At 64.5% G+C, this 13,954-nt stretch carries 11 protein-coding genes and 1 tRNA gene; 10 read left to right on the forward strand and 2 right to left on the reverse strand.

The genetic code is table 11. The features are described from left to right. Positions 1–117 precede the first annotated feature (117 nt). The 4 genes from K2O51_RS16885 (at position 118) to folE2 (ending at position 4,317) form a co-directional block, all read left to right on the forward strand. Positions 118–429: an exodeoxyribonuclease VII small subunit gene (locus K2O51_RS16885; RefSeq protein ID WP_011297064.1), complete on the forward strand. Its 312-nt coding sequence runs from the start codon at positions 118–120 to the stop codon at positions 427–429. Continuing rightward, positions 426–1,310, forward strand: a complete 885-nt coding sequence (locus tag K2O51_RS16890; RefSeq protein WP_011297065.1) for a polyprenyl synthetase family protein — start codon at positions 426–428, stop codon at positions 1,308–1,310. Before K2O51_RS16885 ends, K2O51_RS16890 begins: the two co-directional genes overlap by 4 nt. Positions 1,311–1,353: 43 nt before the next feature. Beyond that, a complete protein-coding gene (gene dxs / locus K2O51_RS16895; protein WP_011297066.1) occupies positions 1,354–3,270 on the forward strand; it encodes a 1-deoxy-D-xylulose-5-phosphate synthase in 1,917 nt (638 codons plus the stop codon). A gap of 234 nt (positions 3,271–3,504) precedes the next feature. After that, a complete protein-coding gene (gene folE2, locus K2O51_RS16900; protein ID WP_011297067.1) occupies positions 3,505–4,317 on the forward strand; it encodes a GTP cyclohydrolase FolE2 in 813 nt (270 codons plus the stop codon). 66 nt (positions 4,318–4,383) lie between these two features. On the opposite strand, the gene tsaD is transcribed toward folE2, so the two are convergent. Then, entirely contained in the window at positions 4,384–5,418 is a 1,035-nt protein-coding gene (tsaD, locus tag K2O51_RS16905) for a tRNA (adenosine(37)-N6)-threonylcarbamoyltransferase complex transferase subunit TsaD (RefSeq protein ID WP_011297068.1), read from the reverse strand. A gap of 155 nt (positions 5,419–5,573) precedes the next feature. Here tsaD and K2O51_RS16910 point away from each other — a divergent pair, with 155 nt between their 5' ends. The 3 genes from K2O51_RS16910 (at position 5,574) to dnaG (ending at position 9,450) form a co-directional block, all read left to right on the forward strand. After that, positions 5,574–6,824 carry a BaiN/RdsA family NAD(P)/FAD-dependent oxidoreductase gene (locus K2O51_RS16910; RefSeq protein ID WP_011297069.1) on the forward strand — a complete coding sequence of 417 codons (1,251 nt, stop codon included), beginning with the start codon at positions 5,574–5,576 and terminating at the stop codon, positions 6,822–6,824. Positions 6,825–6,995: 171 nt separating this feature from the next. Then, the gene (locus K2O51_RS16915) at positions 6,996–7,442 is read left to right on the forward strand and encodes a GatB/YqeY domain-containing protein (RefSeq protein ID WP_011297070.1); all 447 of its coding nucleotides are present in this window, start codon (positions 6,996–6,998) and stop codon (positions 7,440–7,442) included. Between the two features lie 193 nt (positions 7,443–7,635). After that, positions 7,636–9,450 carry a DNA primase gene (dnaG, locus tag K2O51_RS16920; protein ID WP_011297071.1) on the forward strand — a complete coding sequence of 605 codons (1,815 nt, stop codon included), beginning with the start codon at positions 7,636–7,638 and terminating at the stop codon, positions 9,448–9,450. Between the two features lie 142 nt (positions 9,451–9,592). Here the strand turns inward: dnaG and K2O51_RS16925 are convergent, their stop codons facing one another. Next, complete coding sequence (locus K2O51_RS16925; RefSeq protein WP_235679863.1) at positions 9,593–9,946, reverse strand: hypothetical protein; 354 nt, start codon at positions 9,944–9,946, stop codon at positions 9,593–9,595. Between K2O51_RS16925 and rpoD the strand changes: the two genes are divergently transcribed. The 3 genes from rpoD to K2O51_RS16940 all read left to right on the forward strand — a co-directional run bounded on the left by rpoD (position 9,858) and on the right by K2O51_RS16940 (position 13,953). Continuing rightward, the gene (rpoD, locus tag K2O51_RS16930) at positions 9,858–12,209 is read left to right on the forward strand and encodes an RNA polymerase sigma factor RpoD (protein ID WP_011297072.1); all 2,352 of its coding nucleotides are present in this window, start codon (positions 9,858–9,860) and stop codon (positions 12,207–12,209) included. The genes K2O51_RS16925 and rpoD overlap by 89 nt on opposite strands. Positions 12,210–12,218: 9 nt before the next feature. Beyond that, positions 12,219–12,297 (forward strand) — tRNA-Ile (locus K2O51_RS16935). Positions 12,298–12,615: 318 nt separating this feature from the next. After that, positions 12,616–13,953: an MFS transporter gene (locus K2O51_RS16940; RefSeq protein ID WP_140951734.1), complete on the forward strand. Its 1,338-nt coding sequence runs from the start codon at positions 12,616–12,618 to the stop codon at positions 13,951–13,953. Position 13,954 lies beyond the last annotated feature (1 nt).

Raw genomic sequence — 13,954 nt, forward strand, 5'->3', positions numbered from 1 at the left:
CACAAGTCACATTCAGCCAAAAAGGACCCTGCGAGTGATGCATACGTCCGGCACCGGAGTGGGGCGAGCGCCGGGTTTGGCGTAAAATCCGGGCTTCCCACAGTTCCCAAGCCTGACATGCCAAAAACCACGACCGATCCGGTCCAGACCGAAGACACTGCGGCAGGTTCCGCGCCGCCCGCTTCGTATGAAGCGGCGATGGCCGAGCTTGAAACGCTGGTCGCCAGCATGGAAAGCGGTGAACTGCCGCTGGAAGCGTCGCTGGCGGCCTACCGTCGCGGCGCTGAGCTGGTCCGCTACTGCCAGCAGAAGCTCGAGCGGGTGGAGCAGCAGGTCAGGGTACTCGAAGGCGACGTGCTGAAGCCCATGGCCGGTGATGCCGGAAACGCCGGAAACGCCGGAAACGCCAACGGCATGGAGCAGGAATGACCGAATTCGCAAGCTGGATGCGGGCGCAGGGGGCCCGGACCGAGGCCGCGCTGGACCAAACGTTGCCAAATGCCGACACCGTGCCGCATACACTGCATGAGGCCATGCGCTATGCTGTGCTCGGCGGTGGCAAGCGCGTGCGGCCGCTGCTGGTGCATGCCGCCGGTGAAGTGACGGGTGCGAGCGCCGAGGCCTGCGACGCCGCAGCCTGCGCGGTGGAGATGATCCACGCCTACTCGCTTGTACACGACGACATGCCCTGCATGGATGACGACGACCTGCGCCGCGGCCGCCCGACCGTGCACAAGGCCTATGACGAAGCCACGGCGCTGCTCGTCGGCGACGCGCTGCAGACGCAGGCGTTCATCGTGCTGGCGCAGGCACAATCGGTACAGGCCGAGGCGCGGCTGAAGCTCGTGGCCGAACTGGCCGTGGCATCTGGCTCGGTCGGCATGGCCGGTGGCCAGGCCATCGACCTGCAGAACGTGGGCAAGGCCATGTCGCGCGATGCGCTGGAGGCCATGCACCGCATGAAGACCGGTGCGCTGCTGCGCGCAAGCGTGCGCATGGGCGCGCTCTGTGGTGAAATCGACGCGCAGGGACTGTCGGCGCTGGACCGGTATGCCGCAGCCGTGGGTTTGGCGTTTCAGGTAGTAGACGATATTCTGGACGTCACCGCCGATACCGCCACGCTTGGCAAGACCGCCGGCAAGGACGCCGCGCATGACAAGCCGACCTATGTCTCGCTGATGGGGCTGGAAGCGGCGCGCGCACTGGCGGCCGAGCTGCGCGAGTCCGCGCATGCGGCACTGGCCGGTTTCGGCGCACGCGCGGGCCGCCTGGCCGATCTGGCGGACCTGATCGTGCTGCGCACACATTGAACACACAAGCCGGACAGCAGAAACCGGCGGCCGAACGGACATCATGACCTACGCACTGCTCAAAAAGATTGACGCCCCCGCAGACCTGCGCAAGCTCGACCGGCGCGAGCTGCGGACACTGGCCGATGAACTTCGCGCCTACGTGCTGGAGTCGGTCTCGCAGACCGGCGGCCACCTCTCGTCGAATCTCGGCACGGTGGAACTGACCATCGCGCTGCACTACGTATTCCATACGCCCGACGACCGTGTCGTCTGGGACGTGGGCCACCAGAGCTATCCGCACAAGATCCTGACGGGCCGGCGCGAGCGCATGAATACGCTGCGCCAGTTCGGCGGCATCTCGGGCTTCCCGCGCCGCAGCGAAAGCCAGTACGACACTTTCGGTACCGCGCATTCGTCGACCTCGATCTCGGCCGCGCTCGGCATGGCGCTGGGCGCGCGCACGCTCGGCGAGCAGCGCGTGTCGATCGCCGTGATCGGCGATGGCGCGATGACCGCGGGCATGGCCTTCGAAGCCCTGAACAACGCGGGTGTTTACAAGGACCTGCCGCTGGTGGTCGTGCTCAACGACAACGACATGTCGATCTCGCCGCCGGTCGGCGCGCTCAACAAGCATCTGGCGCGGCTGCTCAGCGGACAGTTCTATGCTGCCACCAAGAAGGGCATCGAGAAGGTGCTGTCGGTGGCCCCGCCGGTGCTCGAATTCGCCAAGCGCTTCGAGGAACACGCCAAGGGCATGATGGTGCCGGCGACGCTGTTCGAAGAGTTCGGCTTCAACTACATCGGCCCCATCGACGGCCACGACCTCGACTCGCTGGTGCCGACGCTGCAGAACATCCGCAAGCGCGCGCTCGAAGGCGCGGGCCCGCAGTTCCTGCACGTGGTGACCAAGAAGGGCCAGGGCTACAAGCTGGCCGAGGCCGACCCGATCCTGTATCACGGCCCTGGCAAGTTCAACCCGGCCGAAGGCATCCGCCCGGCCGCGAAGCCCGCGCGCAAGACCTACACGCAGGTCTTCGGTGAATGGCTGTGCGACATGGCCGCCGCGGACAAGCGCCTGATCGGCATTACGCCGGCAATGCGCGAAGGCTCGGGCATGGTCGAGTTTGAGAAGCGCTTCCCGGAGCGCTACTATGACGTGGGCATCGCCGAGCAGCATGCCGTGACGTTCGCGGGCGGCATGGCTTGCGAAGGACTGAAGCCCATCGTGGCGATTTATTCGACGTTCCTGCAGCGTGGCTATGACCAGTTGATCCACGACGTGGCGCTGCAGAACCTGCCGGTGGTGTTTGCGCTGGACCGCGCGGGCCTGGTCGGCGCCGACGGCGCCACGCACGCGGGTGCCTACGATATCGCCTACCTGCGCTGCATCCCCAACATGATGGTGATGACGCCGTCCGACGAGAACGAGTGCCGTCAGTTGCTGACGACCGCGTTCCACCAGAACTGCCCGACTGCCGTGCGCTATCCGCGCGGCGCTGGCCAGGGTGTGGCGACGGAAGCTGTACTGAAGGATGTGCCGGTGGGCAAGGGCGTGATGCGCCGTACGGGCGGCGCACGCTCGGGCCAGCGCGTGGCGTTCCTGGGTTTTGGTTCGATGGTGCACCCGGCGCTTGGCGCGGCGCAGGCGCTCGACGCCTCGGTGGCGGACATGCGCTTCGTCAAGCCGCTCGACGTTGAACTCGTCAAGCGACTGGCGGAGGAGCACAACTACCTCGTGACCGTGGAAGAGGGCAGTGTCATGGGCGGTGCTGGCAGTGCCGTGCTGGAAGCGCTGGCGGAAGCGGGCATCGACATCCCGGTACTCGTGCTGGGCCTGCCCGACCGCTTCATCGACCATGGCGATCCAGCCCTGCTGCTGTCGCAGTGCGGGCTCGACGCCGCCGGCATCGAGCGCTCGGTACGTGAGCGTTTCGGCATCGGCCAGGCACCCGTCGCGGTTGCTTCTCGCGTGGCCTGATCCACGGCAGGCGCACGGCATCACCCGTACGATCTGTAAGGGTACGGAGCCGCTTTCGGCGGCTCCGTGTGAATTCCCTTAAACTTCCCGTTTTTGTGTTCGCAGCTGCGGGTCGGCTTGAGTGTTGCCGGCGCCGTGGTTTCACACTCGTTGCGCGGCATGGATGGACTGCGAAAATGCCGCGACCGTAAGGACCTGTGCCGTCGCCTGGTGCACTCCTGGAGGAAACCGTAGATGAATGACATCAATCCTGCCTTCGTGATGCCCGACGTCCAGTCGAGCCGTGACACCCGCCAGATTCCCATCCAGCGTGTCGGTGTCAAGGGCGTGCGCTATCCCGTCTCGCTGAAGACGCCGGCCGGCGTGGTTCCGAGCGTGGGCACCTTCAATCTCGACGTGCATCTGCCTGCCGAAGTCAAAGGTACGCACATGTCGCGCTTTGTCGCGCTGCTCGAAGAAGAGCGCGCGCCGCTGGAGCTAGCGAGCTTCCGCGTGCTGCTCGACAAGATGCTCGAAAAGCTCGAAGCCGAGGCCGGTCGCATCGAGGTCACGTTCCCGTACTTCATCAGCAAGATCGCGCCTGTGTCGGGGGTGGAGTCGCTGATGGACTACGAGGTCACGCTGACCGGCGAGATCCGCAACGGCGTGACGCGCGTGTTCCTGAAGGCACTGGTGCCGGTGACGAGCCTGTGCCCGTGCTCCAAGAAGATCTCGCAGTACGGCGCGCACAACCAGCGCTCGCACATCACCATGAATGTCGAGCTGGCGGGCGAACTGCCGGTGGAAGCGCTGGTGCGCATGGCGGAAGAAGAGGCGTCGTGCGAGCTGTGGGGCCTGCTCAAACGTCCGGACGAGAAGTTCGTGACCGAGCGTGCGTACGAAAACCCGAAGTTCGTGGAAGACCTGGTGCGCGATATCGCCATGCGGCTCAATGCCGATGAGCGCATCGTGGCGTACGTGCTCGAAGCCGAGAACTTCGAGTCCATCCACAACCACAGCGCTTACGCCGTGATTGAACGCGACAAACGGCTTGAGCCGACTGCGTAAGTCGGTTTGAGTGCAAACAGAAAGGCCACCTTCGCGGTGGCCTTTCTGTTTTCAGCGTCGGCATGTTCAGGCGGCCGAAGGCAGGCGGATATCAGCCAGATCCCATCGCGGCGTCACGCCATAGCCGTAGCTGTGCTGCGCGAGATCAGGTGCTGCCTGCAACCGCATGGCGCCAGCGAGAGCAATCATCGCGCCGTTGTCGGTGCAGAACGCAAGGTCCGGGTAATAGACGTCGATCTTGCGCTGCTTGCCGAGCTGGTTCAGGCGTTCGCGCAATTGCCGGTTGGCGCCCACGCCGCCGGCCACGACGAGCCGCTTGTGGCCGGTCTGCTTGAGCGCGGCAAAGGACTTCGCAGCGAGCACATCGACGATCGCATCGACGAACGCGCGCGCGAGGTTGGCGCGGTCCTGCTCGCAGGTGTTGGCGAGCTTGCGCGTCTGCGTCAGCACGGCGGTCTTGAGCCCGGCAAACGAGAAATCGAGGTTGCCCGAATGCAGCATCGGCCGGGGGAGGTCGAACGCGCCGGGCGTGCCGAACTCGGCAAGGCGCGACACTTCCGGTCCGCCCGGATAACCGAGGCCGAGCAGCTTGGCGGTCTTGTCGAAGGCCTCGCCGGCGGCATCGTCGAGCGTTTCGCCGAGCAGCGTATAGTCGCCGATGCCTTTCACTTCCATGAGCTGCGTGTGGCCGCCTGAAACCAGCAAGGCGATGAACGGGAACGGCGGTGGCTCGCGCGTAAGCAGCGGCGACAGCAGGTGGCCTTCCAGGTGGTGGACACCCACCATCGGCACGTTCAGCGCGAAGCCCAGCGCATTGGCGACCGAAGCGCCGACCAGCAGCGCGCCCGCAAGCCCAGGACCCTGGGTGAAGGCAATGGCGTCGATGTCCGCGCGGCTGCGGCCCGCTTCATCGAGCACCTGCTGCAGCAGCGGCAGCACGCGGCGAATATGGTCGCGCGAGGCCAGTTCAGGCACTACGCCGCCGTAGTCACGGTGCATGGCGATCTGCGAATGCAGGGCGTGCGAGAGCAGGCCGGCCTCGGTGTCGTAGAGGGCCAGGCCGGTTTCGTCGCAGGAAGATTCGATGCCGAGGACAAGCATGGGAAGCAGGGGCGGCGGTCCGATCGGATCGAAACAGCCGTCAAAACAACGGGTTGCGTGGAACCCAGCAGGTTAGCACACCGGCGCCCGGCGTGCTTTTCGCTACAATCTGCGCTTTCCCTGGACGGCAGGGTTCCCAATTAAAGAGGGTTGGAATGAGTGGTGTGGCGGGTCGGCAGGCGGGCCGGTATGACGTGGCCGTGCTGGGCGCGGGCGCGGCCGGCATGATGTGTGCCGCCGTGGCGGGCCAGGGCGGCGCGCGCGTGGTGTTGATCGACCATGCCACGAAACTGGCCGAGAAGATCCGCATCTCAGGCGGCGGCCGCTGCAATTTCACCAATCTGCAGGCAGGGCCGGCCAACTATCTGTCGTCCAATCCGCACTTTTGCCGCTCGGCGCTCGCCCGCTACACGCCTCAGCATTTCCTGGAGTTGATGCGGCGCCACCGTATCGACTGGCATGAAAAGCATCGGGGTCAGCTGTTCTGCAACGACAGTGCCGAAGACGTCATCGCCATGCTGCGCGCCGAGTGTGACGCGGGCCATGTGCACTGGCAGACCGGCTGCAGCATCGAGGAAGTCCGCCGCGAGGGCGACGACTACCTGCTGCTGACCTCTCAGGGCACCGTGCGCGCCAGGGCGCTGGTGGTGGCCACGGGCGGGCTTTCGATCCCGAAGATCGGCGCCACGGACTTCGGCTACCGCATTGCCCGCCAGTTCGGCCTGAAGATCATCGAGACCCGGCCGGCGCTGGTGCCGCTGACTTTCGACGGGCAGGCCTGGCAGCCGTTCGTGCCGCTGGCCGGGGTGTCGCTCGAAGTCGATATCTCGACCGGAGCCGGCAAGACGGCCGGCGCGTTTCGCGAAGACCTGCTGTGGACCCACCGCGGCCTGTCGGGCCCGGCCGTGCTGCAGATATCGAGCTTCTGGCGGCCCGGCACGCCCATCAAGATCGACCTGTTCGATGGCGAGGACGCCGCCGGCTGGCTGCTCGAGCAGAAGGCCGGTAGCCGCAAGCACCTGGCCAACCTGCTATCTCAGCGCTTGCCGGCGCGGCTGGCGGACGCGTGGTGTGCGGCGGCCGGCGTAGACGGCAGCCTGCCGCTGCACGACATTGCCGACAAGGCGCTGCGGCGGCTCGGGGCGTCGCTGAACGACTGGCAAGTCGTTCCTTCCGGCACGGAAGGCTACCGAAAGGCCGAAGTGACGATCGGCGGAGTGGACACGCGCGGGCTCTCTTCCACTACCATGATGGCGCGCGAGGTGGAGGGCCTGTATTTCATCGGCGAGGTCGTCGACGTGACGGGATGGCTCGGCGGCTACAACTTCCAATGGGCGTGGGCTTCCGCGGTGGCAGCCGGACACGCGTTGGCCGAGGCCGCGCGCAACGGCCGCGCTGTCGCGTGAATGCGGCGCATCCAGCCCGGTGCGCCGCCATCGACGGTGGGGGGCTTGGTGCTACAATCCTGACCTACCGCGCCCGCCTTTGCGCGCAGACCCGCTGTGGCCAGCGCCGCTGCGGGTTTTTGCATTTCTGGCTTGCAGGCTTGCCGCCCGCCAATTTCCCGGAAGATCACGATGTCTCTTAAAGCCCGAATCAACGATGACATGAAGGCCGCCATGCGCGCCCGCGAAACCGAGCGCCTCGGCACCATCCGCCTGCTGCTGGCCGCCATCAAGCAGCGCGAAGTCGATGAGCGCATTGAACTGGACGACACCGCCGTGCTGGCGGTGGTGGAAAAGTTGCTCAAGCAGCGCAAGGATTCCATCACCCAGTTCGAGCAGGCCGGCCGGGATGATCTGGTGCAGAAGGAACAGGCCGAGGTCGAAGTGCTCAAGGTCTATATGCCGGCGGCGCTTTCCGAAGCTGAAGTCGCCGCCGCGGTACAGCAAGCCGTCACCGAAACCGGCGCCGCCGGTCCGCAGGACATGGGCAAGGTGATGGGCGTGCTGAAGGCGAAACTTGCCGGCCGCGCCGACATGACTGCCGTGTCCGCGCAGGTCAAGGCCGCACTGGCCAAGTAAATGCACGTTTAATTCCTTTGCATGAAAATCGGCGACTGATCGGCGAGATTGGACGGCGATGCAGATAGTTCAGGCGCATTGTCGCGCCTACACTACAATGGTTCGATAGCAACCGGGAGACTTTCCGGTCACGCATTCTTAAAAAGCGGCTGCCCGACCAAGGGAAGGCCATGCCATCAGGACGGTCAGTCGGGTGATTCCGCAATCCTTCATTCAGGACCTGCTCAACCGTGTCGACATTGTCGATGTGGTGGGCAAGTATGTGCAGCTGAAGAAGGGCGGCGCCAACTTTATGGGGCTGTGCCCCTTCCATAACGAGAAATCGCCGTCGTTCACGGTGTCGCCGACCAAGCAGTTCTATCACTGCTTTGGCTGCGGGGCGCACGGGTCGGCGATCGGTTTCCTGATGGAGTATTCGGGGCAGTCGTATCCGGAGGCTGTCCGAGAGCTTGCCCAGTCCGTGGGCATGTCGGTCCCCGAGGAGCGCGACCGCCTGCCGCCGGGCCAGCGCGCGGAACAGCAGGCGCGTTCGGTGGCGTTGTCCGACGCCATGAGCCGCGCCACGGAGTTCTACCGCCGCCAGCTGCGCGGCGCACCGCAGGCGATCCAGTACCTGAAGGGGCGCGGCCTCACCGGCGAGATCGCGGCCCAGTTCGGCCTTGGCTACGCGCCGGACGACTGGCAGGGTCTGGAAGCCGTCTTTGGCAGCTATCGCGATGACACGATTGCGGCGCCGCTTGTGGAGGCCGGCCTGCTGATCGAAAGCAGCGAGAAGCGCGATGCGGACGGCAAGCCACGCCGCTACGACCGTTTCCGCGACCGCATCATGTTCCCTATCCGCAACACCAAGGGTGCGGTGATCGGCTTCGGTGGGCGCGTCATAGGGCAGGGCGAGCCCAAGTACCTTAATTCGCCCGAGACGCCTCTGTTCAGCAAAGGCACTGAACTGTACGGGCTGTTTGAGGCCCGTCACGCGATTCGGGAAACCGGCTACGTCCTCGTGGTCGAAGGGTATATGGATGTCGTGGCGCTGGCGCAGCTTGGGTTTGCCAATGCCGTGGCCACATTGGGCACGGCGTGCACGCCCGTGCACGTGCAAAAGCTTCTGCGCCAGACTGATTCGGTCGTGTTCTCGTTCGATGGGGACGCGGCGGGCCGGCGCGCCGCGCGGCGCGCGCTCGAGGCGTGCCTCCCGCACGTGGCTGACAACAAGGCCATCCGCTTCCTGTTCCTGCCGGCCGAGCACGATCCGGACAGCTATGTACGCGAAGAGGGTACCGAAGCGTTCGCTGCTCAGGTGCGCGACGCCATGCCGTTGTCGCGGTTCCTGCTGCAGGCGGTGACGGAAGAGCAGGATATGCGTCAGCCGGAGGGTCGTGCCCGCGCACAGTATGAAGCCAAGCCACTGCTGCAGGCGATGCCGGCTTGCGGCCTGCGGCTACAGATTATCCGCGAACTTGCCGATGCTACAGGGACAACACCGGCCGAGATCGAGGCGATTTGCGGGCTGCGCAGCGACCCGGCACGTGCCGGCCGCTTCGCCCAGCCGCGGCCACGTGCGAAGCGCCAGGCACCGACCGGTCTCGAGCAGCGCGTGCTGCAATTGCTGATGTGCTATCCGTCCCTGGCGGCGCGTCTTGACGAGGATAGCCGGGCACTGCTGCTTGATCCGGAGGGTGCGGACGCCGAAGTGCTGGCTCACCTAGTCGCTGCCTGTGACGAGGTGGAAGGTCAGGTGAACTTTGCGGCCTTTAGCGAGCACCTGGCGCAATCGCCGTATGCGGAAATGTATGCTGCGGCGCGCACAGCGGTGCTGCGTGAAGAAATTGAAGAGGAACCCGCGACGCAGGAATTCGACGCCGCGGTCACCAAGCTGCTCGCTGAACCGCTGAGCCGCGAACTGGAAAGGCTGCAGGCGGCCGTGATTGCCGGTACCGCCGATGAGGATGGCAAGCAGCGCATGCGCTGGCTGGTGGGTGAAATCCATCGCCGCCGCCGTCTCGGCTGAAGCAGGCTGAATGGTGCCGAGGGGGCATTTGCGCGGGGCAGCAAGGAAGATGTAGTAGGCTGAGCCAAGGCGGGGTCGAGCTTAGCCCTTGATTTTTCAGGTGAAAACCATATCTGACAGGAAGCTGGCTATCTGTGGCGTGCTACAATAGCCGGTTTGGATTGCGAAATCTTTCTCTCCAAGTCTGGTGAAAAGTGAGCGTGCCAATGGCAAAGGCCAAAGCAACCGAAAAGGTTTCCGTGAAAGCTCCCCAATCAGGGAGCGGCAAGGCGTCTGCAAAAACGACGGCGGCGAAGACATCGACCGCGTCAGTCAAGACTCCGGCCCCCCGGTCTGCGCCATCAAAGCCAGCGCGAGGCGCCGAATCGCCCGCCCTGGCCACTGCCACCAGGAATCGCACATCCGAAATGACAAAGGCCTCGACTTCGGCACGCGAGAGCGGCAAGAGCGCCAGTACGAGCGGCAAGGTCGCCGCATCTGCACCAGTGAAAGGCAAGAGTATCACCGTGGCGAAACAGCAGAATACCGAAGTCGAAAGCAAGCAGACGGCAGCAGCAGCCGGTGCCAAGAGCGCAAGCGCCAAGGCAGGTGCGACTGCGCCGGCACCCAAGGCACGCGCCGCTTCTCCCGCCGCCGTTGCATCCGAGCGTCCCGCAGCGCCGGCAGTCAAGCCGGAACCGAAAAAGCGTGGCCGCAAGCCAAAGGCGGAGTTGCAGCGCGACGAGAGCACGACTGACGACGTGACTGAAGAGTTCTTCGAGAACGACACGCCCGCAGCGGCGCCTGCCGCCGCGCCGAAGACCGAAAAGCAGAAGGCCAAGGACCGCAAGGCCAAGGAGAAGGCGCTGCTGAAGGAGTTCGCCTCGACCCAGCAGGGCACGGAGGAAGAGCTCGAGCTGCGTCGACAGAAGCTCAAGGCGCTGATCAAGCTGGGCAAGTCGCGCGGCTACCTGACCTACGCCGAAATCAACGATCACCTGCCGGACGACATGGTCGATTCGGAGACGATCGACACGCTCGTCGCCACCCTGAACGACATCGGCATTGCCGTGTACGAACAGGCGCCGGACGCCGAAACGCTGCTGCTCAACGACAACGCGCCGTCCGCCACCAGCGAGGAAGAGGCTGAGGAAGAAGCCGAAGCCGCGCTGTCGACCGTCGACTCCGAATTCGGCCGCACCACCGACCCCGTGCGTATGTACATGCGCGAAATGGGCACGGTGGAGCTGCTCACGCGCGAAGGCGAAATCGTGATCGCCAAGCGTATCGAGGCGGGCCTGAAGGACATGGTGATGGCCATTTCCGCGTGCCCGGTCACGATCTCGGAAATTCTGGCCAACGCCGAGCGCGTCGCCAGCGACGAAATCAAGATCGACGAATTCGTTGATGGCCTGATCGACCCGAACGCCGATGAAATGGCCCAGGAAGCCGCGGGTGCTTCGGCCGCGGACGAAGAAGACCTGGAATCCGACGAGGACGAAGAGTCCGACGAGGACGAGGAAGACGACGACGCTGCCGGCGCCGGTGCCTCGGCACGCCAGCTCGAAGAGCTGAAGCTGTCCGCACTCGAGAAATTCCGCGTCATCGCCGAGCAGTTCGACAAGATGCGCCGCGCGTTCGAGAAGGAAGGCTACAACTCCAAGCCTTACGTGAAGGCGCAGGAAGCCATCCAGGCTGAGTTGATGGGCATCCGCTTCACCGCGCGCAGCGTCGAGCGCCTGTGCGACACGCTGCGCGGCCAGGTCGACGAAGTGCGCAAGCTCGAACGCTCGATCCTGAACATCGTGGTCGACAAATGCGGCATGCCCCGCTCGGATTTTGTCGCGCGCTTCCCGGGCAACGAAACCAACCTCGACTGGGTCGGCACCATCGTGGCCGATGGCAAGCCCTACAGCACCATCGTCGAACGCAACGTGCCGGCCGTGCATGAACTGCAGCAAAAGCTGATCGACCTGCAGTCGCGCGTGGTGCTGCCGCTCAAGGAACTCAAGGGCGTCAACCGCAAGATGGCCGAGGGCGAAAAGCGCGCCCGAGAAGCCAAGCGCGAGATGACCGAGGCCAACCTGCGCCTCGTGATCTCGATCGCCAAGAAGTACACCAACCGCGGCCTGCAGTTCCTCGACTTGATCCAGGAAGGCAACATCGGCCTGATGAAGGCGGTGGACAAGTTCGAATACCGCCGCGGCTACAAGTTCTCGACGTATGCCACGTGGTGGATCCGCCAGGCCATCACGCGCTCGATCGCCGACCAGGCGCGCACCATCCGTATCCCGGTGCACATGATCGAGACGATCAACAAGATGAACCGCATCTCGCGCCAGATCCTGCAGGAAACCGGCAACGAGCCGGATCCGGCAACGCTGGCCGAGAAGATGGAGATGCCGGAAGACAAGATCCGCAAGATCATGAAGATCGCGAAGGAACCGATCTCCATGGAAACGCCGATCGGTGACGACGACGACTCCCATCTGGGCGACTTCATCGAGGACACCAACACGCTGGCCCCCGCAGAAGCGGCCCTGCACGGCTCCATGCGCGACGTCGTCAAGGACGTGCTGGACTCGCTGACGCCCCGCGAAGCCAAGGTGCTGCGCATGCGCTTCGGCATCGAAATGAGCACCGATCACACGCTGGAAGAGGTCGGCAAGCAGTTCGACGTCACCCGCGAACGTATCCGCCAGATCGAAGCCAAGGCATTGCGAAAGCTGCGCCACCCGAGCCGCTCTGATAAGCTCAAGAGTTTCCTGGAAGGCAACTAACGCTTCCAAGGGCCTCTAGCTCATGCCTGGTTAGAGCAGCGGACTCATAATCCGTTGGTGCCGTGTTCGACTCACGGGAGGCCCACCAATAATGAAGAGGGTTGGCAGGATATTTCCTGCCAACCCTTTTTCGTTTCCCGGCGGCAATTCGAAGCCGTGCCGCTATCCCGGCCCATCCTGCTGCTGTGCCACGTCCCGGTGGACCACAGCATAAAGATCCGGCAGCCAATGAATTGAGCCGCCCGGCGTGGCCTTAGCCCACGCATGCGCTACGCGCATGCGTGCATGCGGAGATATCGCTACCGCTCGCTGCCTCCCATCTCCTAACATCGGCTCACCATCTGCCAGTCAGCCGTGCGGTCCATGCGCTACGAGCCGCGGCGGTGGGCTACCGACGAGGAGACCCATGCACAACAGCGCCACGCCAACGAGCGCCACCGCCACCTATTCATCGACGGCTCCGGCCCGGTCCGCAGCTGTCATCGCGCCCGCCCAACGGCGCCGCGCCATCATCGCCACGGTGATCGGCAATGGGCTGGAGTGGTTCGACTTTACCGTCTACAGCTTCTTCGCAATCATCATCGCGAAGCTGTTCTTTCCGACCGGCAATGACCTTAGCTCGCTACTACTCGCCGTGGCGACTTTCGGTGTGGGCTTCTTCATGCGTCCTGTCGGCGGCATCGTGCTCGGCATTTATGCTGACCGTGTCGGCCGCAAGGCCGCGCTGTCGATGACGATTCTGCTGATGGCGCTGGGCACCACGCTGATCGGCATCGCGCCGACCTACGAGCAGATGGGGATCTTCGCTCCGCTCTTGATCGTGGTGGCGCGCCTGCTGCAAGGTTTCTCCGCCGGCGGCGAGATGGGCGGCGCCACGGCCTTCCTGACCGAGTATGCGCCGGAACGCGAGCGCGCCTACTACTCGAGCTGGATCCAGGCAAGCATCGGCGTGGCCGTGCTGCTTGGCGCGGCAGTCGGCACCTTCGTCACGCGTTCGCTGAGTCCTGAAGCGCTCAACAGCTGGGGCTGGCGCCTGCCGTTCCTGCTTGGCATCGTCATCGGGCCGGTGGGCTACTACATCCGCCATCATCTCGACGAGACCCCGACCTTTCGCGAAACAGACGAACGCGCCGACTCGCCGCTGAAGGAGGTGTTCCAGGCTTACCCGCGCGAAACGCTGGCCAGCTTTTCGATGGTGATCCTTTGGACGGTGTGCACCTACGTCTTGCTGTTCTACATGCCGACCTATGCCGTCAAGGTGCTGAACGTGCCGCAGTCGGACGGCTTTGTCGCGGGCATGGTCGGTGGCTGCACGATCATGCTGTTCGCACCGCTGGTCGGCCGGCTCGCGGACCGCATCGGCCGGCGCGCACTGCTGAGCGGATCGGCGCTGCTGATCCTGGTGCTGGCCTGGCCGATGTTCGCGTACATCAATCATGTGCCGGGGCTGTCGTCGCTGCTGGTTTTCCAGCTCGTGTTCGGCATCCTGATCGCTGCCTATACCGGCCCGATTCTGGCCGCATTCTCGGAGCTGTTCCCGGCGCGCGTGCTGTCAACCGGCCTGTCGGTGGCTTACAACTTCGCGGTGACGATCTTCGGTGGTTTTGCCTCGTTCATCATCACGTGGCTGATTGCTACCACGGGCAGCAGCATGGCGCCCGCAATCTACGTCATGATCGCGGCCGCCATCAGCCTGGCCGGCACGCGCCTTGTCCGTGAACCCGCTTACCTGCAACAACGCTGAT

It is taken from the genome of Cupriavidus pinatubonensis, from assembly GCF_019602855.1.
GTDB classification, from domain to species: domain Bacteria; phylum Pseudomonadota; class Gammaproteobacteria; order Burkholderiales; family Burkholderiaceae; genus Cupriavidus; species Cupriavidus pinatubonensis.